Annotated in this window: 20 protein-coding genes; 8 read left to right on the forward strand and 12 right to left on the reverse strand. The window is 66.7% G+C overall.

The genetic code is table 11. From position 1 onward, the window contains the following. Positions 1–75: 75 nt before the first annotated feature. The 5 genes from pqqE to pqqA form a co-directional block, all read right to left on the reverse strand. Positions 76–1,236, reverse strand: coding sequence for a pyrroloquinoline quinone biosynthesis protein PqqE (gene pqqE, locus WQQ_RS12240; protein WP_007185501.1), 1,161 nt, complete (start codon positions 1,234–1,236; stop codon positions 76–78). Further along, entirely contained in the window at positions 1,233–1,520 is a 288-nt protein-coding gene (pqqD, locus tag WQQ_RS12245; protein WP_007185502.1) for a pyrroloquinoline quinone biosynthesis peptide chaperone PqqD, read from the reverse strand. The genes pqqE and pqqD overlap by 4 nt, the downstream gene beginning before the upstream one ends. Before the next feature lies 1 nt (position 1,521). Beyond that, on the reverse strand, positions 1,522–2,217 hold the full coding sequence (gene pqqC / locus WQQ_RS12250) for a pyrroloquinoline-quinone synthase PqqC (protein ID WP_007185503.1): 696 nt from the start codon (positions 2,215–2,217) through the stop codon (positions 1,522–1,524). After that, positions 2,214–3,131, reverse strand: coding sequence for a pyrroloquinoline quinone biosynthesis protein PqqB (gene pqqB, locus WQQ_RS12255; protein ID WP_007185504.1), 918 nt, complete (start codon positions 3,129–3,131; stop codon positions 2,214–2,216). Before pqqB ends, pqqC begins: the two co-directional genes overlap by 4 nt. 107 nt (positions 3,132–3,238) lie before the next feature. Then, on the reverse strand, positions 3,239–3,319 hold the full coding sequence (pqqA, locus tag WQQ_RS12260) for a pyrroloquinoline quinone precursor peptide PqqA (RefSeq protein WP_157534732.1): 81 nt from the start codon (positions 3,317–3,319) through the stop codon (positions 3,239–3,241). Positions 3,320–3,563: 244 nt separating this feature from the next. Here pqqA and WQQ_RS12265 point away from each other — a divergent pair, with 244 nt between their 5' ends. The 3 genes from WQQ_RS12265 to WQQ_RS12275 are packed head-to-tail and all read left to right on the forward strand — an operon-like array spanning position 3,564 to position 8,136. Continuing rightward, the gene (locus WQQ_RS12265) at positions 3,564–4,910 is read left to right on the forward strand and encodes a HAMP domain-containing sensor histidine kinase (protein WP_040454354.1); all 1,347 of its coding nucleotides are present in this window, start codon (positions 3,564–3,566) and stop codon (positions 4,908–4,910) included. Next, complete coding sequence (locus WQQ_RS12270) at positions 4,907–5,548, forward strand: response regulator (protein WP_040454080.1); 642 nt, start codon at positions 4,907–4,909, stop codon at positions 5,546–5,548. Before WQQ_RS12265 ends, WQQ_RS12270 begins: the two co-directional genes overlap by 4 nt. After that, positions 5,548–8,136 (forward strand): M16 family metallopeptidase, encoded by a 2,589-nt coding sequence (locus WQQ_RS12275; RefSeq protein ID WP_007185508.1) that lies wholly within the window; start codon positions 5,548–5,550, stop codon positions 8,134–8,136. The genes WQQ_RS12270 and WQQ_RS12275 overlap by 1 nt, the downstream gene beginning before the upstream one ends. Here WQQ_RS12275 and WQQ_RS12280 read toward each other — a convergent pair. After that, complete coding sequence (locus tag WQQ_RS12280; RefSeq protein ID WP_007185509.1) at positions 8,133–8,933, reverse strand: DODA-type extradiol aromatic ring-opening family dioxygenase; 801 nt, start codon at positions 8,931–8,933, stop codon at positions 8,133–8,135. The genes WQQ_RS12275 and WQQ_RS12280 overlap by 4 nt on opposite strands. A 119-nt stretch (positions 8,934–9,052) precedes the next feature. On the opposite strand from WQQ_RS12280, the gene WQQ_RS12285 reads away from it, so the two are divergent. Next, positions 9,053–11,440, forward strand: a complete 2,388-nt coding sequence (locus tag WQQ_RS12285; protein WP_007185510.1) for a TonB-dependent receptor — start codon at positions 9,053–9,055, stop codon at positions 11,438–11,440. Positions 11,441–11,451: 11 nt separating this feature from the next. Here WQQ_RS12285 and WQQ_RS12290 read toward each other — a convergent pair whose 3' ends face one another. Beyond that, positions 11,452–11,817, reverse strand: coding sequence for a hypothetical protein (locus WQQ_RS12290; RefSeq protein WP_007185511.1), 366 nt, complete (start codon positions 11,815–11,817; stop codon positions 11,452–11,454). Positions 11,818–12,051: 234 nt separating this feature from the next. On the opposite strand from WQQ_RS12290, the gene WQQ_RS12295 reads away from it, so the two are divergent. Continuing rightward, positions 12,052–12,864 (forward strand): TOBE domain-containing protein, encoded by an 813-nt coding sequence (locus tag WQQ_RS12295; protein ID WP_007185512.1) that lies wholly within the window; start codon positions 12,052–12,054, stop codon positions 12,862–12,864. An 11-nt stretch (positions 12,865–12,875) separates the two neighbouring features. On the opposite strand, the gene WQQ_RS12300 is transcribed toward WQQ_RS12295, so the two are convergent. The 3 genes from WQQ_RS12300 to modA are packed head-to-tail and all read right to left on the reverse strand — an operon-like array spanning position 12,876 to position 15,010. After that, complete coding sequence (locus WQQ_RS12300) at positions 12,876–13,535, reverse strand: ATP-binding cassette domain-containing protein (protein WP_007185513.1); 660 nt, start codon at positions 13,533–13,535, stop codon at positions 12,876–12,878. Next, complete coding sequence (gene modB, locus WQQ_RS12305; RefSeq protein WP_007185514.1) at positions 13,528–14,235, reverse strand: molybdate ABC transporter permease subunit; 708 nt, start codon at positions 14,233–14,235, stop codon at positions 13,528–13,530. Before modB ends, WQQ_RS12300 begins: the two co-directional genes overlap by 8 nt. A gap of 4 nt (positions 14,236–14,239) precedes the next feature. Then, the gene (gene modA / locus WQQ_RS12310) at positions 14,240–15,010 is read right to left on the reverse strand and encodes a molybdate ABC transporter substrate-binding protein (RefSeq protein ID WP_007185515.1); all 771 of its coding nucleotides are present in this window, start codon (positions 15,008–15,010) and stop codon (positions 14,240–14,242) included. A gap of 187 nt (positions 15,011–15,197) precedes the next feature. Between modA and WQQ_RS12315 the strand changes: the two genes are divergently transcribed. Then, positions 15,198–15,548 (forward strand): DUF1304 domain-containing protein, encoded by a 351-nt coding sequence (locus WQQ_RS12315; protein WP_007185516.1) that lies wholly within the window; start codon positions 15,198–15,200, stop codon positions 15,546–15,548. On the opposite strand, the gene alkB is transcribed toward WQQ_RS12315, so the two are convergent. Continuing rightward, positions 15,545–16,195 carry a DNA oxidative demethylase AlkB gene (gene alkB, locus WQQ_RS12320; RefSeq protein WP_007185517.1) on the reverse strand — a complete coding sequence of 217 codons (651 nt, stop codon included), beginning with the start codon at positions 16,193–16,195 and terminating at the stop codon, positions 15,545–15,547. The genes WQQ_RS12315 and alkB overlap by 4 nt on opposite strands. 28 nt (positions 16,196–16,223) lie before the next feature. Beyond that, positions 16,224–16,412: a hypothetical protein gene (locus tag WQQ_RS12325; RefSeq protein ID WP_040454082.1), complete on the reverse strand. Its 189-nt coding sequence runs from the start codon at positions 16,410–16,412 to the stop codon at positions 16,224–16,226. Positions 16,413–16,540: 128 nt separating this feature from the next. On the opposite strand from WQQ_RS12325, the gene WQQ_RS12330 reads away from it, so the two are divergent. After that, positions 16,541–17,986: a dihydrolipoyl dehydrogenase gene (locus WQQ_RS12330; RefSeq protein WP_007185519.1), complete on the forward strand. Its 1,446-nt coding sequence runs from the start codon at positions 16,541–16,543 to the stop codon at positions 17,984–17,986. Positions 17,987–18,090: 104 nt separating this feature from the next. Continuing rightward, entirely contained in the window at positions 18,091–18,534 is a 444-nt protein-coding gene (locus WQQ_RS12335; RefSeq protein ID WP_007185520.1) for a PA2169 family four-helix-bundle protein, read from the forward strand. Positions 18,535–18,566 lie beyond the last annotated feature (32 nt).

An 18,566-nucleotide genomic window follows, 5' to 3' on the forward strand; every position in this document is an offset into this window, starting at 1 on the left:
CGAAAGCCGGCCAGAAAGGCCGCAACGCCCCGGAATCGAGCCGCCAAGCCGTAGCGCCTGGGCCGAGGTGCTTTATTAAAAAGCGCGGTCGAGCGCGCGGGATTCCTTGGGGCCGCGAAACACCAGTGGCTTCTCGATCACGCGCGGCCGGGCTGCGGCTTCGATCGCCTGCTGGATCAAGTGATGGTGTGCTGACTTGTCGCAGACCGGGTCGGCAGCGGCCGGATCCTGCGCGAGCATGAACGCCTGGCAGCGGCAGCCACCGTGGTCCTTCTCTTTCTCGGGGCAGCTGCGGCAGGGCTCCTGCATCCAGCCGTCGCCGCGATAACGGTTGAAGCCTTCGGAGCGATACCAGACGTCCGACAGGCTCATGTCGCGCACGTTCGGAAACGCGAGGCCGGGCAGCATGCGCGCGGTGTGGCACGGAACCGCGGTGCCGTCCGGCGTCACGGTCAGGAACACGTTGCCCCAGCCGTTCATGCACTTCTTGGGCCGCGTCTCGTAATAGTCCGGCACCACGAACAGCAGCTTCATCTTGTTGCCGAGCTTCTCGCGCCATTGATTGGTGATCGCCTCGGCGCGCTGCAGCTGTTCGCGCGTCGGCATGAGCTGCTCGCGATTGAGCTGCGCCCAGGCGTAGTACTGCACGTTGGCGAGCTCGAGATAATCCGCATCGAGCTCGACCGCGAGCTCGATGATGCGCTCGACGTGATCGATGTTGAGCCGATGGATCACGCAGTTCATGACCATCGGATAATCCTGCGACTTGATCAGCCCGGCCGCCTTGCGCTTGAGGTCGAAGGTGCGCGTCGACGACAGGAAATCGTTGACCTCGCGCGTCGAATCCTGGAACGAGAGCTGGATGTGATCCAGCCCGGCCTGCTTGAGCGCGACGATGCGCTGCTCGTCGAGCCCGATGCCCGAGGTGATCAGGTTCGTGTAATAGCCGAGCCGGCGCGCTTCGGCGACGAGGATCTCGAGATCCTTGCGTTGCAGTGGCTCGCCGCCCGAGAAGCCGCACTGCACGGCTCCGAGCTCACGGCCTTCACGCAGCACGCGCAGCCAATCGTCCGTCGACAGCTCGTCTTCGTGACGCGCGAAATCGACCGGGTTGTAGCAGAACGCACAATGCAGCGGGCAGCGATACGTGAGTTCGGCCAGCAGCCAGAACGGCGCGCCGACATCGGGCCTGCGCTCGACCAGCGCCGGCGCCTTCGCATCGGCGACCGCGCTCACGTCCACTCCACCCAGCGCTGCTGTTCGGCGAGATCGAGGAAGGCGAGCACATCGTCGGCGAGGCCTTCGGTTTCGAAATCGCGTTCGAGTTCGGCGACCACTTCGCCGACGCTGCGCTGCCCGTCGCAGCGGCTCAGAATCTGCCCGGCGCTCGCGTTGAGCTGCACCATGCCTTCGGGATACAGCAGCACGAAAGCCTGCTGCGCTTCTTCCCATTGCAGGCGAAAGCCGCGCGCGACGCGCGGCTTCTTTTCCAGCGGCGCAGGCTGCAGTGTCGCGTTCATGTCAGCGCACTCCGTAGGCGAGCGCCATGGCGTCGTTCATGGTCCACAGGATGTCGAGCTTGAACTTCAGAATGGACAGCGCTTTTTGTTCCGCGTCCGGGCCCTTGAAGTAATCGATCGTCACGCGCAGCGCCTGGTCGACATCGCGGCGCGCTTCGGACAGGCGCTTCTGGAAGTAATACAGGCCTTCGCGCTCGATCCACGGATAATGCTGCGGCCAGTTCGCGAGACGTTCCTTGTGGATCTTCGGCGCGAACAGCTCGGTCAGCGACGAGCACATCGCCTCCTGCCAGGGCGCGCGCCGCGCGAAGTTCACGTAGGCATCGACCGCGAAGCGCACGGCCGGCAGCACGTGGCGCAGGTCTTCGAGTTCCTCGCGCGACAAGCCCACGGCGAGCGCCAGGCGCGCCCAGGCCTCGATGCCGCCTTCGTCCTCGCCATGGCCGTCGTGATCGAGGATGCGCTGTATCCATTGGCGGCGAAGTTCGCGATCGGGGCAGTTCGACAGAATCGCCGCGTCCTTGAGCGGAATCGAAATCTGGTAGTAGTAGCGGTTCGCCACCCAGCCGCGAATCTGTTCGGGGGTCGCGCGCCCTTCGTTGAGCATGCGATTGAACGGATGATGGATGTGATACGCCGTGCCCTGCTCGCGCAAGCGGGCTTCGAAGGCGGCAGCGGTGTCGAGCGCAGCGTTCATAGGATGATCTCCATGCCGTCATAGGCGACTTCGACGCCGGCCGCGCGCAACTCGGCGTATTGAGGGCCGTCCTCGTCGAGGATCGGATTGGTGTTGTTGATGTGGATCAGGATGCGCCGCGTGCTGCTGGGCAGCTGTGCGAGCCAGCTCAGCATGCCGCCTTCGCCCTGCTGCGGCAGATGGCCCATGCTGCGCGCGGTTTTCTTGCTTGCGCCGAGGTCGACGAGCTCGGTGTCGGTCCAGCAGGTGCCGTCGACGAGCACCGCGTCGGCACGGTTCATCGCATCCCAGACGCGGGCTTCCATTTCGCCAAGGCCGGGTGCGTAGAAGAGCCGCTTGCCGGTGTTCGCGTCCTCGATCAGCAGACCGATGTTGTCGCCTGCGACGGGCCGGTCGCGATGCGGCGAGTACGGTGGCGCATTGCTGATCAGCGGCAGCGCGGTGAAGCGCAAGCCCTCGAAAGCGGCGATGGTGAACGCTTGGCCATCGATGGGGATGGTGTTCCAGTCGACGCCGCAGTAATGACCCAACAGATTGAGCAGCGGATTGCCGCGCGTGAGGTCTTCGTGAACCGGCGCGGTACACCAGAGCGGCCAGCGTTCGCGATGTTCGCGCAGCATGTAGAGGCCGGTGGTGTGATCGATCTGCGCGTCCATCAGCAGGATCGCGGTGATCGCGGTGTCGCGCAGGGCGCGTGCGGGCTGCAGCTCGGGGAAGCGCTGCAGCTGCGTGAGAATGTCGGGCGAAGCGTTGCAGAGCAGCCAGCGGGTATTGTCGCCGGTGATGGCGATCGACGATTGCGTGCGCGCCCGGGCTTTCACGGTACCGCGACGAAGTCCGTCGCAATTGGGGCAATTGCAGTTCCACTGAGGAAAGCCGCCACCGGCTGCCGAGCCGAGCACGTGGATGCGCATGCTGCTCTCTCCTTTGGGCGGGAATCGGGGAACCGGCAATGGGAAATCGTCAGAAGCGACGGCAAGCCGTGCTTTTGCGATTCCCCATTGCCGATCCCGTTGCCAGCTCAGCGGTTGGCGATGTACATCGTGATTTCAAAGCCAAACCGCATGTCGCGGGCCGTCGGGGTTTCCCATTTGAGCTTCATGATGATGGTCTCCATTGATTTCGCATGACGGTCCGGTACTGACCGCAGGCGCAGTCTCGGCGAGCCGGCGGGCCGGCCGCCTCGCGATGCCCCTGAGTTGGCGCTCACGATTTTCTGTAGCCCGAAGCCGGCGCTCGGCCGGCACTGCCCGAGAAGCCGCTACGGCAGTAGCATGCGCAGCCATGAGCGCGATCCATGCACCGATGCCGGCAAGGCATCAGAACCCGATGGCCGGAGCGGCCGCTTGAGCCTGCGCTTGCGCATCAACCTGATGATCGCCGGGCTCATGCTCGTGTTCATCGCCGTGGTACTCGCGACGCAGATTCTGGCGACGCGCAAGAGCGTGCTCGAGGAGACTCGGGCCAGCAACAGCGTGGCTGTGCGCCTGCTGAGCGCCTTCATCTCGCCGGACGACGTGCAGAGCAACGAAGTGCTACGGGCCACCTTGCAGCGGCTCGGGCGCGTGCGCTCCACCGAGATCGTGCTGCGCGATGCGCTCGGGCAGGTGGTCTACAGCTCGCCTCCATCGACCTACAAGGCCGGCCGCAGTGCCCCGCGATGGTACGCGCGGCTGGTGAGCCCGGCGCCGATCGAAGAAGGCTTCATCCTGCGCGACGGTGCGCTTTCGCTGCAGTCGAACGCTTCGCGTGCCGTGCTCGACGGCTGGGACGACACCAAGCGCCTGCTGCTGCTCGGCCTGGCTTCGCTGCTGCTGGTGCAGCCGCTGGTGCTCTGGCTGGTTGGCCGGGCGACGCAGCCGCTGCGCGAGATCGTCGTCGGCCTCGAAAGCATGGAGCGCGGTGCTTACCACACACGCCTGCCGAAGCTGCCGAGCAAGGAATCCGACACCATCGGCCAGGCCTTCAACCGCATGGCGCAGGCGATCGAGGACAACATCGATGCACGGCGCGAGGCCGCCGAAGCCACCGTGAACCTGCGCCGCAGCCGCGAGCTCGCCAATCTGGTCGAACTGCGCATGGAGGACGAGCGCCGTCAGATCGCCCGCGAGCTCCACGACGAAACCAGCCAGAGCGTCACCGCCATTCACAGCCTCGCCTTGTCGCTCTCGCGTCGCGAGCTGCTCGACGAGGAGGCACGGCGTGTCGCCGGCACGATCGCCGCTGCGGCCGGCCACCTGCACGGTGTCGTGCACGAGATGATTCCGCGCCTGCGCCCGCTCGCACTCGACAACCTGGGCCTCGCTGACGCGGTGCAGAACCAGATCGACGACTGGCGCATGCAGCACGAGGGCCTGCGTATCGAAGGGTGCGTCGAAGATCTCCCAGAAGAGCTCGACGAGCGCGTTACGCTGGCCGCTTTCCGCCTGTTCCAGGAAGCCTGCAGCAACGCCTTGCGCCATGCGCAGGCCAGCCATATCGACGTTCGCATGGCGACGGATGGCGATAGCCTGGTCGTGCAGGTGCGCGACGATGGCATCGGCCTGCCCGACGACTGGCGCAGCAGCCGCGGCTATGGTTTGCGCGGCATGCGCGAGCGCGTGCAGACGCTCGGCGGCGAACTGGCGATCGAACGCCGCCATCCGCGCGGGACGCGCGTATCGGCCCGCCTGCCGCTCAAGGTGAGCGTATGAGCAGGAAGATCCGCGTCATGCTCGTCGACGATCATGCGATGGTGCGCATGGGTTTTCGCATGCTGCTCGGCGGGACTCAGGACATCGAGGTCATCTGCGAAGCCGAGGACGGCGAGGCCGCGTATCAGCTCTTCCCCGAGATACGGCCGGACGTGGTGGTGATGGATCTGTCGATGCCCGGCATGGGGGGCATCGAAGCCCTGCGCAGGCTCACCGCCCGAGATCGCGAAGCGCGCGTGCTCGTGCTGTCTGCGCATGAAGACAGCGCACATCCGCGCCGGGCGCTTAAGGCCGGCGCGATGGGCTATGTCTCCAAGCGCAGCGCGCCCGAGGAGCTCATCGACGCGGTGCGTTCGGTCGGTGCGGGGCGCATCTATCTGGGCGTGGAGCTCGCCCGCAAGCTCGCGGTGCAGGAGCTGCACGGAGCCGCGAATCCGGTCGAAAGCCTGTCCGAGCGCGAGTTCGCGGTGTTCCTGCAGCTCGCCAAGGGCCAGTCGGTCGCGCAGATCGCCGAGACCTTGCACCTGTCGCCGAACACGGTCGGAACGCACCTCTACAACATCAAGCAGAAGCTCGGCGTCGGCAACCAGGCCGAGCTCACGCTCATCGCGGTACGCAACGGGTTGCTGGACGTGTGATGGCGGCGCCCGCGCAGCTGCATGCTTTCAGCCTCGACAACGGGCTGCGCGTGCTGCTGAACGAGGATCGTCGTCTGCCGCTGGTGGCCGTGCATGTGGCTTATCGAGTCGGCTCGGCCGACGAAGCGCCCGGGCAGCATGGGCTTGCGCATCTGTTCGAGCACCTCATGTACGGCGGCAGCGAGAATCTGCCGGGCACCTACCTGAGCCATCTGTTCGCGGCCGGCGCACACGATCTCAACGGACGCACCACGCTCGACAGCACGCATTATTTCGAAACCGTGCATCGCGACGCGCTCGACTTCGCCCTGTTCGCCGAAGCCGATCGCATGGGGCGGCTCGTGCTCTGCGAAGAGACCTTGGAGAAGCAGCGGCAGGTCGTGCTCAACGAGCTGAGGCAGTATCGCGAGCGCTCGCGTGGCCGCCTCGTCGAGCGCATCGATGCCGAGTGCTATCCGGCCGGACATCCGTACCGGCACGGCGTCATCGGCAGCGAGGCCGACTTGCTGGCACTGCGCCTGGATCAGGCGCATGAATTTCGCCAGCGGCACTATCACGCGGCTAATGCGGTACTCGCGCTCGCGGGCGATTTGACCCGCGATGAGGCAATGCGCCGCTGCGAGCGCGCCTTCGGCGGTTTGCCCGCAGGCCCGCCGATCACCCGAGACCCCGTCGAAGTTTCATCGAAAGCAGCCCGCTCGTGGGGTTTCGACGATGCGTCGCCGAGCCCCCAGAAGCGCCTCGTCTGGCAGTTGCCCGCGATGCCTTCGCCCGATCGCGAGGGCATGCGCCTGTTCCAGATCGCACTCGAAAGCCGGCTGCGCGCCGAGTCCTCGGCAGGTACGAGCCTGCCGCGCATCGGACTCGCATTCCACCGTCTCGCGACTCGCCTGGAGTTCGAATGGAATGCGCCGGATCCGGCGCGGATCGAGCGATCCTTCGATGCGTTCGAGGCGCTGTGGAATCGATTGATGAAAAGCGGCTTCAGCGCTTCGGAAGCCGAGCAATCGCGCCGACTGCGCTGGCGCCAGCGCTTGCTGAATCTCGATGCGCGCAGTGGTGTCGCGGCGCTGATGATCGAAGGCGAGCTCGCGCAGGGCGACTTGGCGTCCGCATTCGTTTCACGTGAGCGGCTCGCTGCCATCGATCCGACAGCCGTCATGCGGCGCTGCTTCGCAGCGGATGACGTTGGCGCGGCTCCGTGGTCGCTCAGGTCTTCGGCTGATTCATTCCCTGCAAGCAGCACGGAGAATGCAGGGCCGGTCAGCCCAAGGCGTCGGCCGCCGCCAGCGAGCGCAGACTGCCGAACGCTCGAAAACGGTTTGCAGCTCACGCTGCAAGCTCGAAGCGGCGCCGAACTCGTTTCGGGCCGCTTGCTGCTGCGCGCGGGTTCCAGCGCCGAGCCTTCGGAGCAGATGGGAGTCGCCGAGCTCTGCGCCGAAGCCTCGCTGCAAGCCCGGGTCGGCGGCATGAGCTGGCGGCAGCGGGCCGAGGCGATGGGCTGCGAGATCGGCGTCGAGGTACAGGGCGAGGTCTTGCGCCTGAGCTGGTCGTCCGCGCTGGCGCAGTGGCGCGATGCGCTCGCGCTCGTCGAACAGTTTCGGGGCGTCGCAATCGACGCCGAGGCTTTCGCCGCCGCGCGCTCGCGCCAGCTCGCGGCGATCGAACTGGCTTCGGCATCGGCCGAAGCGGCGACCCAGCGTGTACTGCCGGCCCTGCTGTTCGATTCCGCGCAGGCATCGGTGCGCATCGCGAGCGGCTTGCGCTCGACCGTCTCGGCCCTGGGCCTGGATCAGGCGATCGCTTTCAAGCAGAAAGCCTGGGGCCTCGCCGATGCGCGATGCGTGCTCGTCGGCGATCTCGAACCGGGCGAGGCGATCGAAGCGCTCGAGCGCTGGAAAGCAGGGCCGGAAACGACGCGGCCAGGCATCGAAGCCGCTGTGCCGAAAGCGGCGAGCCCTTCGGTGCATCTGCTCGATATTCCGGGCGCGCGGCAGACGTTGCTGACCGTCGCCTGGGCGTTGCCGAATCCCGCGCGCGAAACCGAGCCGGCGCTGCGCGCACTCGATCTGTTGCTGGCCGGCAGCTTCTCCTCGCGCCTGAACCTGCGCCTGCGCGAGGAGCTCGGCTGGACTTACGGCGTGCGCAGCCGCCTCGGCGACATCGCAGCCGCTCGCCGCTACGAGATCCAGGCCTGGATTCCGGCCGAGCGCAGCCTCGATGCACGCGCGGAAATCCTGCGCGCGGTCGAGGCCTTCAGTCACCAGCGGGTCGACGCGGATGCGCTCGCGAGTCTGCAGCGCGGCGAGGCCTTGCGCACGCTGGGACGCAGCGAGCGCATCGAGGATGCGGCAAGCGAGATCGAAGGCCGCCTGCGGCTCGGGCTCGATCCGCGACTGGCACCCGATCTTTCCCGGGTGACGGCGGAACAGCTGCGCGAGATTGCCACAACGCGGCTCGATCCTGGCCGCGCCATCAGCCTGTTCGCGGGCGATGCGACGCGACTGCGTGGGCTGCCGTCGGCAGCGGGCCTCGCCGCGACCAGCGTTCACGCCGACGCCGAAGCGCTTTATTCGCGCCAGCGCTAGCCGAAGCGGAATCCCGACGTCGCGACACCGAAGACGAGCTCGCCGAACAGGCGCTTGCCGATGTCCTGGCCGGCCGCGCCGGCCGCGACCATCAGCGGCAGCAGATGCTCCTCGCGCGGATGCGCGGCGCGCGCGGACGGAGCACGCTCCCAATCGCGCAGCCGCTCCTTGCGCGTTTCGGGGTCGGCGGTGAGCGCCTCGTTGAGCCAGCGGTCGAACTCGATCGACGGCCGCTGTCCGGCGCCGCCGTAGCCGCGCATGTTGTGATAGCTGTAGCCGCTGCCGATGATCAGCACGCCCTGTTCGCGCAGCGGGGCGAGCGCCGCCCCGACCGCGAGATGCTCGGCCGGATTCAGGCCCGCGCGCAGCGACAGCTGCACGACCGGAATATCCGCCTGCGGATAGATGAGCTTCAGCGGCACGAACACGCCATGGTCGAAGCCGCGCTCGCGATCGATTTCCGCGGGCAGGCCGGCGACACCGAGGCGCCGTACGATCTCTTCGGCGAGCGCGGGATCGCCGGGCGCCGGATACTGCAGCTCGTAGGTGTGCTGCGGAAAGCCGTAGTAGTCGTAGATCAGCGATGGCTGCGGGTGCGCGGTGACGCTGTAGCGCTCGGCCTCCCAGTGCGCGGAGACCACGAGCAGCGCGCGCGGCTTGTCGCCCACCTCGACGGACAGTCCGCGCAGCCAGGCTTCGAGCGAGCGCCAGGTGTCGGGCGGATTCCACTCCATGAAGAAGCAGGGTCCACCGCCGTGGGCGATGAACAGCGTCGGCAGGCGGCTGGCTTCGGTCATGGGGTTTCCTCGCAACGTGGACACGCTAGCCTACACCGTCGCTAGTAGATGCCGACCCATCGGCGCGCCGTGGCCCGACTCTTGGGTTCTGCACGGCGACATTACAAGGGGAAGGGGACATGAAGATCGCATCGACGCTGGCCGCGCTGTGCCTGGCGGGCACGCTGCCCGTGTTCGCGCAGGAGCCGGCGCCAGCCGAGCTCGACACCATTGCGGTCGGTCCGCGAGCCGATGAGGCCGAAGCGAACCCCGCGCCTCAGGCCGGCGAGTCCGAGGCCGTCGCCGAGATCATCGTCACCGCGCAGAAGCGCGCGCAAAGCCTGCAGAAAGTGCCGGTGTCGGTCGGCGTGGTCGATGGCCAGGCTTTCGCGCAGTCGGGCAACTTCGATGCGGGCGCGATCGAGAATTTCGTGCCGAACGTCGAGATCGACATCGATGCGCAGGCGCCGGTGATCGGCATTCGCGGCTACAACACCGAGACCGACAACGTCGGCTTCGAGCCGGCCGTCGGCCTGGTGCTCGACGATCTCGCGCTCGGCCGTCCCGAGTTCGTGCCGGACGGCCTGTTCGACATCGAGCGCGTCGAAGTGCTGCGCGGCCCGCAGGGCACGCTGTTCGGCAAGAACACCATCGCGGGCGTCATCAACTTCCGCAGCGCCGAGCCGGACAGCGGGTTTGGCGCCGGCCTCGCGCTCACGGGCGGCGATCCGCGTCAGCGGCGGGCCGAGGGCTATCTCAACGCCCCGCTCGGCGACGATGCCGCCGCGCGACTCGCCGGCGTCTACTGGGACAAGCGCGGCGATGTCTGGAACAGCACGCTGCAGCGCCACGAGAATTCGCAGGAGCAGTCCGCGGTTCGACTCAAGACCGGCTGGCGCAGCGAGCGCTGGCATCTCGCGCTCGCCGGCCAGTATTCGGACACGCATGCGAGCTACGCGCCCTGGCAGCTTTATGACGCGAGCGCGGCCTCGCTGCGCTACGCGCAAGGCTATGACGTGCAGACCGAGGACGATCCGCTCGACGCGCGCACGGCCTTCGATCAGCCCGGCTTCGTCAATCGCACCTCGAACCTCGTGCGCGGGCTCGCCGAATACGAGGCCGGCGACTGGGGCGCGCTGCACGACGTCACGCTGACGACCATCGTCGGTCACGCCGGGTTCGACCTGACCACGCTGATCGATTCCGACGTCAGCGCGGCCGACATCATCCACACCGATTTTCTCGTCGACTACGCGCAGGATTCGATCGAGCTGCGGCCGTCCGGAACCGCGGACAGCCTGTTCGGGCTCGGCGGCAATGTGGAATGGACGCTCGGTCTCTACGCGTTCCGCTCGAAGATGACGAGCCATCTCGATGCGGTGGCGGGCGACGATCTGATCGACTTCGCGCTCAGCGCGGCCGGCGTCGAGGCGCTCGGCGGCCCGGATCTCGGGCCTGTCGGCGAGCTCATCGATTTATTGCCGAATCTGCCGGGCATTCCGCTCAACGATGCGCTGCTGCGCGGCTTCGCGCAGGACACCGAAAGCTACGCGCTGTTCGGGCAGATGAGCTGGTCGCTGACCGACCGGCTCGCGGCGATCGTCGGTGCGCGCTTCGGAATCGAATACAAGAAAGCCGACTTCGATGTGCGGCGCGTGGGCCTGGGCATCGTCGGTCTCGTGATCGGGGCCGAGCCGTTCACCGATACGCGCAAGCGCCGCGAGACCGATGTGTCGCCCAAGCTCGGCCTGCAATACGAATTCACGCCCGAGGCGATGGGCTTCGCGACCTACACGCATGGCTTCAAGGGCGGCGGTTTCAATGCCACCGCGAGCGACGACAGCAACCTGGAGTTCGAGCCCGAGCGCGCGACGAGCTATGAAGCCGGGCTCAAGTCGCGCTGGTTCGATCGGCGCCTCACGCTCAACACCACGGTCTATCGCACCGACATCGACGATCTGCAGACGGTGGATTTCGACGGCGTGGCCTACAAGACCGCCAATGCGGCGAAGGCGCGCTTGCAGGGCGTGGAGATCGAAACGCTGTGGCGACCGCAGAGCGGCTGGTTCAGCCTCGCGGCCGCGGCGGCTTTCAGCAAGGCCGAATACGTGAAATACGACAATGCGCCGGCGGCTTCGGAAAACGCCGATGCGGAAACCCAGGACTTGAGTGGACGCACGCTGGCGAATGCGCCGCGCGTGACCGCGACCCTCTCACCGCAGCTGCACTTCGGGCTGCCGTGGAACGCGAGCGGGCTGCTCGGCATCGACCTGAGCCATCGCGGAGATCAGTACTCGGCGGTCGATCTGGATACGCACAGCTTCCAGAAGGCCTACACGCTGCTCGGTGCGCGGCTGGCTTTGACGAGCGCAGACGAGCGCTGGCAGTTCGTCGTCAACGGCACCAATCTGACCGACAAGCGCACGCTCGATCTGGTGTTCGATCACAGCGTGTTCGCGAGCACCTACGTGGCGCAGCAGAATCCGCTGCGCAGCGTCTCGGCGACGCTGCGCTACGGGTTCCGTTAGGCCGCACGGGTTCAGCGCGCCGAGGCGACTTGTAGGGCGAGCGAGGGCAGCAGCGATTGCAGCTGCGTTTCCAGCTCGCTGCGCAGCTCGATCTGCTGCTGGAGCAGCGCAGCGTCGGTGCGGGCGGTGAACAGCTGCTGCTGCAGCTGTTGCTGCAGTTCGCTGCGCAGCTCGATGTCCTGCTGACGCAAAGCCGCATCGGCCTGGGCGGCGATCTGCAGGCCGACGGCGGTGCTCGCGAGCGGCATCGCGCTGGCATCGGCAGCCGTGCTGCTCAGGCTCGCGAATGCGATGCCGCAGCTCAGAACGAGGCCGCTGATGCTCATTGCGCGGGTGGCGTGGCTGAAGGTGTTGCGGATGATGTTGAGGTTCTGCATGGCACGACTCCTTGAGTGGATGGGTGTGGACGCCTGTTGGATAGCGACGCGCGTGCCAGCTTGGAAAAATTTCGCAAGCCTTTATTTTTGCTTGTGTTATTTGAATATGGTCAGCGCCGGAAAGTGTCCGCGGACAGTTGCCGGGGCGATCGGCGTCCGCGTCCGGTGACCGCGGACGCGCGCTACCATGCGACCCGTTGCCGGTTGTTCCACCCACGCCGTAGCGAGAAGCCCATGCCGCGTTCCACCCTGCAGGTCAGCTCCGCGCTGACGCTCGAAACCCGCTCGGGGCATCTCGCCGGCAAGCGTTGGGTCGAACTGCTGGCCGCCATCGAGACCACGCAGTCGATCTCGTCGGCCGCCAAGGCGATCAAGCTCAGCTACAAGGCGGCCTGGGACGCGGTGGAAGCGATGAACAATCTCGCCGATGCGCCGCTGGTCGAGCGCTCGGTCGGCGGCAAGGGTGGCGGCGGCACCAAGCTCACCGAGCGCGGGCGCCAGCTCGTCGAGACCTTTCGCGCGGTGGAGCAGGAGAACGCGCGCTTCCTCGCGGCCGTCAACGCGCGCATCCGCAATGCGGAGCGCGATCTTTCACTGATCGGAAAATTCAACATGCTCACGAGTGCGCGCAATCACTTCTCGGGCAAGGTGCTGCGCGTGCAGCGCGGCGCGGTCAACGACGAGGTGGAGCTGCAGATCGCCGGCGGCGAGCGGCTGATCGCCGTGGTCACGCACGAGAGCACCGAGACGCTGCGCCTTGCGCCCGGCGTCGAAGCGATCGCGCTGATCAAGGCTTCGTGGGTGATGATCGCGATCGAGGACGACGGCGCGCCGTACAGGCTGTCGGCGCGCAACCGCCTGCTGGGCACCGTGAGCCGGCTCACGCCCGGCGCGGTCAACACCGAAGTCGTGCTCGAACTCCAGGGCGGCAAGGTGATGGCGGCGATCATCACCAACGAAGCGGCCAGGGAGCTCGGGCTCGCCGTGGGCGTGAAGGCCTCGGCGATCTTCAAGGCTTCGAGCGTGATTCTCGGCGTCTCGGGCTGATTCGCGCGGCCTCAGCGCAGCGAAGCCTCTTCGCCAGCGGGCAATCGTCCGCTTCGCATGCTCAGCACGCGATCGGCCAGGTAATCGACCTCGGCGGTCGCATGCGTGACGTAGAGCATCGGGACGCGCGTTTCCTGCTTGATGCGCCGCAGGAACGGCAGGATCTGCTGCTTGAGCCGATCGTCGAGCGAGGACAGCGGCTCGTCGAGCAGCAGCAGGCGCGGCGAATACAGCAGCGCGCGGCCGAGCGCGACGCGCTGGCGTTCGCCGCCCGACAGCTGCGATGGACGGCGCGCCACGAGCGGCCGCAGTTCCAGCAGGTCGACCACCGCATCGAAGCCCAGCCGGCGCTCCGCCGGTTTCAGCCGGCGCCAGCCGTAGAGCAGGTTGTCGCGCACCGACAGATGCGGAAACAGCTGGCCGTCCTGGAACACGAGGCCGAAGTGGCGCTTCCACGGCGGAACGAACTGCCCGGCGGCGACGTCGACGAGGGTTTCGTCGCCGAAGCGCAGCGCGCCGGCCTGCGGTTTGAGCAAGCCCGCGAGCAGGGCCAGCAGCGTGCTCTTGCCGGCGCCCGAAGCCCCGACGATGCCGGTCACGCCGGCTTCGATGCGCGCAGTGGCGGCCAACGTGAACTCGCCGCGCCGGTAGCGCAGGTCGAACTCAAGCATGCGGGGTTCTCGCATCGCCGATCAGATGCTCGGCGCGGCGGCCGATCCAGTGGCTCGCGAGCAGCGCGCAAACCGCGAGCGCGATCGACAGCAGCACGAGCCGCGCGGCTGCGGCTTCGCCGTCGGGCAAGTGCGAGTACGAATAGATCGCCAGCGGCAAGGTGCGCGTCTGGCCCGGGATATTGCCGACGAAGGCCATCGTCGCCCCGAATTCGCCGAGGCTGCGCGAGAAGCACAGCACTGCGCCGATGACGATGCCGGGCAGCGCGAGCGGCAGCGTGATGGTGAAGAAGCTGCGCAGCGGCGTCGCCCCGAGCGTGGTCGCGGCCTGCTCGAGCCGCGTGTCGATCATGCGGAACGCCAGCCGCACGGGCTGCACCATGAGCGGAAACGCGATCACGGCCGACGCCAGCACCGCGCCTTTCCAGTCGAACGCGAAGACGATGCCGAAATGCTGCTGCAACCAGCTGCCGAGCGGGCCGCGTGTGCCGAGCAGCATCAGCAGCAGATAACCCGGCACCACCGGCGGCAACACCATCGGCAGCTGGATCAGCGTTTCGATCAGCGCCTTGCCGAAGAATTCGCGCCGCGCCATCAGCCAGGACAGCGCGATGCCCAGCGGCAGGCACAGCAGCGTCGCGAAGGCCGCGACTTTGGCCGACAGCCAGACGGCCTGCCATTCCTCGGGTGTCAGCGCCATGCGGTCAAGGCGCGGACGTGAGCCGCGTGAAGCCGTGGCGCTCGAATGTCGCGGCGGCTTCTCTGGAGGTGTGCAGATAGCGCAGGAACTCGCGCGCCGCCGGCCGCGCATTCCCGACCAGCGCCACCGGATAGACGATCGGCTCGTGCGCGTCTTCGGGGAAGGTGGACATGATCTCGACCTTGTCGCTGATCGCCGCGTCGGTCGCGTAGACGATGCCGGCCGCGCATTCGCCGCGCTCGACGAAATTCAGCGCGGTGCGCACGTCGTCGGTGCCGACGATGCGCGGCCTGATCGCCTCCCACCAGCCCAGGGCTTCGAGGCTTTGGCGGGCGTAGATGCCCACCGGAACCACGCCGGGTTCGCCCGTGCAGAGCTTGCCGTCGAAGGCCCTGGCGAAGTCGAAACCCCTGCGCATCTCGGCCCGGAAGCGCCGGCCCTTCGGCGCGATCAGCACGAGCGTATTGCCGAGCAGGTCGATGCGCGTGGAGGCTTCGATGCGACCGCGCTGCTGCAGGTAGTCCATCCAGTTGCGGTCGGCCGAGGCGAACATGTCGGCCGGAGCGCCGGCCTCGATCTGCTTGGCGAGCGCGGACGAAGCCGCGAACGCGAGCGTCGGTGCCGTGTGTCCGCCCTGTTTCCACTGCGCGGCGATGTCGGTCAGGGCGCTCGTGAGGCTCGCGGCCGCGAACACGCGCACGGCTTCCTCGGCGCGTGCGGTCAGCGACGAGCACAGCAGCAAGGCCAGAACGAACGGCCGCAGGAAAAGGCGCATGGTTTGCCGAAGACGAGGGACGCTATGGAGATTTGTATATAACGTGGGCAGTGTCAATCGAGCTCTCGTTCGAACCTTCGGTCGAGCCCTCGATTGAGCCGCCGGTCGAACCGGGCAATCGGCGCGGTCGTGCGCTGCGCGCCGAACCCGCGCGCGGCCTTATGATCGAGACAAAAGGGGAGAACGCATGAAGCTGATCGCCGATGTCGCCATCGTGCTGGTGGCCCTGCTGCACCTGTATTTCCTGGTGCTCGAAATGTTCTGGTGGACCAAGCCGATGGGCCGGCGCGTGTTCGGCCTGTCCGCCGAATTCGCGCTCGCGTCGAAGGCGCTCGCGGCGAACCAGGGGCTCTACAACGGCTTTCTCGCCGCCGGCCTGCTCTGGGGCCTCATCGACGGGCTCGCCGCGTTCAAGCTGTTCTTCCTGGGCTGCGTGATCGTGGCCGGCGTGTTCGGGGCGATCACGGTGAACCGGCGCATCCTGTACGTGCAATCGCTGCCGGCGGTGCTGGCGCTGGTGCTCGTTCTCTCGAGCTAGAAGACTTTGCGGAAGGTCAGGTTGTAGCGCAGCGATCCGGTTGCCGGATGCTGCGCCTGGGCGATCGGTTGCACGCCGTGATACGCGAGCCGCGACACGCCGCCCCACACCACCACGTCGCCGTGCACGAGGCGCGAGCGCTTGGTCGGGCCGCTGCGCGTGTTGCGGCCGAACACGAAAATCGCGGGCACGCCGAGCGAGACCGAAATGATCGGCGCCTGCACGTCGTGCTCGTCGCGATCCTGGTGCAGCGTGAGCCGGCTTCCGGGTTCGTAGCGGTTGACCAGGCAGGCATCGGTGCTGAGTTCGTCGTGATAGCCCGCCGCATTCGCGGCCTGCTGCGCGAGTTCGGTGAACACACGCGGCAACGCGGGCCATGCTCGCTGCGTGATCGGGTCGATCGCCTCGTAGCGATAGCCGTGCGTATCGCTGACCCAGCCGAGTCGCCCGCAATTGGTCATCGCCACCGACATGCGCTTGCCGCCCGGCACGATCAGGTGGCGAAACGGTGATTGCGCGCTGATCGTGTCGATCTGCGCGAGCAACTCGCTTGCGACATCGAGCGCGAAGCCGCGCAGGATCACGGCTCCATCGGCGAGCGCTTCGGTGCGGCGCTCGGTTTCGATCGAGTCGAACAGATCGCTCATCGCGAGGCTCTGCGTCCGTTCGCGGCCGTCATTCGAGACGCTTGAGCAGTTCGAGTCCGCGCTGCGTCACGACATGCATGTGATTCCAGCCCGCCATCAGCAGTCCGAGCTTTTCGAGTCGCGCGAGTATCGGCATCGGGGCCTGCAAATCCTGCTTGTCCTGCGCGTAATTGCGCAGCCATGCCAACTCATCGGCGGTCAAGCTTGGGTCATCCATGATCGGCTCCAACAGGGTTGAACAGCGAGCTGAAAGCGGTTTTTCCGCAGCGTGTCTGGCCAACATCGTGCAGGTTCCCACTATAACGCCGGCTTTCGACTTCGCTGGGCGAGAAACCAGGAGGGCGAATGAAAGAGTTGAGCTGCGATGTCGCCGTGATCGGCGCCGGTACAGCGGGACTCGCGGCCAGCGGAGCGGCTCATCGCGCCGGCGCGAAAGTCTTGCTGATCGAATCGGGCTCGTCGGGAACCACCTGTGCGCAAGTCGGCTGCATGCCTTCGAAGCTGCTGATCGCCGCCGCCGAAGTCGCCCACCAGGCCGCGACCGCGAGCATTTTCGGCATCGAAACCGCACCGATTCGCATCGATGGCCGCTCGGTCATGGCGCGCGTGCAGCACGAGCGGAACCGCTTCGTTCGATCGGTGCTCAAGTCCTATGAGGCGATTCCGGCCCAAAGCCGGCTCACCGGGCTTGCGCACTTCGTCGACGGGCAAACCCTCGAAGTCGAAAACGAGGCAGGTGAACGCTCGCGGGTGCGTGCAAAGGCCATCGTCATCGCCACCGGCTCGCGCGCCAGCGTGCCGAAGACCTTCCAATCGGTGGCCGCGCGGGTACTGACCAACGAGACGATCTTCGAGCTCGAGACGCTGCCGGCGTCCGTCGCGGTGATCGGCGCCGGAGCGGTGGGCCTCGAACTCGGCCAGGCTTTGCATCGGCTCGGCGTGCGCACGGCGATTTTCGATCGCGATACCGATATCGGCGGCTTGCGCGACGAAGGCATGAATCGTCATGCCCGCAGCTTGTTCGCCGAAGAACTCGATCTGCGGCTCGGCGTCGACATCCAGGCGGAGCCTGCGCCCGGAGCCGCCGATTGCGTGCGCATCAAGTGGCAGGCCAAGTCGGGCGAGGGCGCGGAGGGCACCGCGGATTTCAGCCACGTGCTCGTCGCGGCGGGCCGTCCGCCGAATCTCGAGGCCCTGCGCCTGCAGCGCGCAGGCGTGAAACTCGATGAGCATGGCGTCCCCGAGTTCGATGCCGGAACGCTGCGCTGTGGAGACAGCCGGGTCTTCATCGCGGGCGATGCGAGCGCCTGGCGCCCCTTGCTGCACGAAGCGGTCGATGCCGGAACCATCGCGGGACACAATGCGGCGCGTTTCCCCGACGTTCGCGTTTCGACGCGCAGCGCTCCGCTCGCGATCACGTTCACCGATCCGCAGATCGCGATCGTCGGTGACACCTCGCTGAAGCCGCGCCTGGTCGGCAAGGCGGACTTTTCGGATCAGGGACGCGCGCGCGTGATGAACCGCAATCGCGGCTGCGTGAGGCTCTACGCCGATCCTTCCACGAATCGCCTCACCGGCGCCGAGATGATCGGCCCCGCGGTCGAGCATCTGTCGCATCTGATCGCCTGGGCCGTGCAGGGCGATGCGCAGGTGCGCGAGCTGCTCGAATTGCCGTTCTACCACCCCACGCTCGAGGAAGCCTTGCGTTCGGCCTTGCGCGATCTGTGCGCCCAGCTGCGCCTGGTGCCCGCGTACGAAGTGGGATCGATGGAGTATGGGCCTGCGATCTAGGGGCCTGTAGGAGTTTTCGTATGAACCATTGGCGACATCGTGGTTCAAACACCGGCGGCATGGACGTCGCGTCGTAGTTTCATTCACGTAAAAAGGAGGATGTCATGGACGACACCATCAAGACTTTGAACAACCTGATCGAAACCTCGGAAGATGGGCTCAAGGGTTTCAAGGAAGCGGCCGAGAAGGCCACCGAAGCTAAGCTCAAGCTGCTGTTCAACGAGCGCGCGGCGGCCTGCCAGCAGAGCGCCAACGAGTTGCAGTCACTGGTGACTTCGCTGGGCGGGAAGCCCGAGACATCGGGCAGCGTGGCGGGTGCGGCCCATCGCGGCTGGGTCAAGGTCAAGGCGGCGGTGAGCGACAGCAATGTCGCGGTGCTCGAGGAAGTCGAGCGCGGCGAAGACTACGCCAAGGCCGCGTACGGCAAGGCGCTCAAGGCCAATCTGCCGCCGCAGGTTCGCAGCGTCGTCGAGCGCCAGTATCAGGGCGTGCTGAGCAATCACGATCGCATTCGCGATCTGCGCAACCAGTACCGCGCAGCCGCTTAGCTTAGTGGTGCGATACGGCCGGGCGGCTTTCG

The sequence above is a fragment of the Hydrocarboniphaga effusa AP103 genome, from assembly GCF_000271305.1.
In the GTDB taxonomy this organism is placed as follows: Bacteria; Pseudomonadota; Gammaproteobacteria; order Nevskiales; family Nevskiaceae; genus Hydrocarboniphaga; species Hydrocarboniphaga effusa.

What these genes read in the sequence shown, in the direction of transcription:
- pqqD (WP_007185502.1), bottom strand. Translation starts at nt 1,520, where the DNA reads ATGAACGCGACACTGCAGCCTGCGCCGCTGGAAAAGAAGCCGCGCGTC.
- pqqC (WP_007185503.1), bottom strand. Translation starts at nt 2,217, where the DNA reads ATGAACGCTGCGCTCGACACCGCTGCCGCCTTCGAAGCCCGCTTGCGC.
- pqqB (WP_007185504.1), bottom strand. Translation starts at nt 3,131, where the DNA reads ATGCGCATCCACGTGCTCGGCTCGGCAGCCGGTGGCGGCTTTCCTCAG.
- pqqA (WP_157534732.1), bottom strand. Translation starts at nt 3,319, where the DNA reads ATGAAGCTCAAATGGGAAACCCCGACGGCCCGCGACATGCGGTTTGGC.
- WQQ_RS12270 (WP_040454080.1), top strand. Translation starts at nt 4,907, where the DNA reads ATGAGCAGGAAGATCCGCGTCATGCTCGTCGACGATCATGCGATGGTG.
- WQQ_RS12275 (WP_007185508.1), top strand. Translation starts at nt 5,548, where the DNA reads ATGGCGGCGCCCGCGCAGCTGCATGCTTTCAGCCTCGACAACGGGCTG.
- WQQ_RS12280 (WP_007185509.1), bottom strand. Translation starts at nt 8,933, where the DNA reads ATGACCGAAGCCAGCCGCCTGCCGACGCTGTTCATCGCCCACGGCGGT.
- WQQ_RS12285 (WP_007185510.1), top strand. Translation starts at nt 9,053, where the DNA reads ATGAAGATCGCATCGACGCTGGCCGCGCTGTGCCTGGCGGGCACGCTG.
- WQQ_RS12290 (WP_007185511.1), bottom strand. Translation starts at nt 11,817, where the DNA reads ATGCAGAACCTCAACATCATCCGCAACACCTTCAGCCACGCCACCCGC.
- WQQ_RS12295 (WP_007185512.1), top strand. Translation starts at nt 12,052, where the DNA reads ATGCCGCGTTCCACCCTGCAGGTCAGCTCCGCGCTGACGCTCGAAACC.
- WQQ_RS12300 (WP_007185513.1), bottom strand. Translation starts at nt 13,535, where the DNA reads ATGCTTGAGTTCGACCTGCGCTACCGGCGCGGCGAGTTCACGTTGGCC.
- modB (WP_007185514.1), bottom strand. Translation starts at nt 14,235, where the DNA reads ATGGCGCTGACACCCGAGGAATGGCAGGCCGTCTGGCTGTCGGCCAAA.
- modA (WP_007185515.1), bottom strand. Translation starts at nt 15,010, where the DNA reads ATGCGCCTTTTCCTGCGGCCGTTCGTTCTGGCCTTGCTGCTGTGCTCG.
- WQQ_RS12315 (WP_007185516.1), top strand. Translation starts at nt 15,198, where the DNA reads ATGAAGCTGATCGCCGATGTCGCCATCGTGCTGGTGGCCCTGCTGCAC.
- alkB (WP_007185517.1), bottom strand. Translation starts at nt 16,195, where the DNA reads ATGAGCGATCTGTTCGACTCGATCGAAACCGAGCGCCGCACCGAAGCG.
- WQQ_RS12325 (WP_040454082.1), bottom strand. Translation starts at nt 16,412, where the DNA reads ATGGATGACCCAAGCTTGACCGCCGATGAGTTGGCATGGCTGCGCAAT.
- WQQ_RS12330 (WP_007185519.1), top strand. Translation starts at nt 16,541, where the DNA reads ATGAAAGAGTTGAGCTGCGATGTCGCCGTGATCGGCGCCGGTACAGCG.
- WQQ_RS12335 (WP_007185520.1), top strand. Translation starts at nt 18,091, where the DNA reads ATGGACGACACCATCAAGACTTTGAACAACCTGATCGAAACCTCGGAA.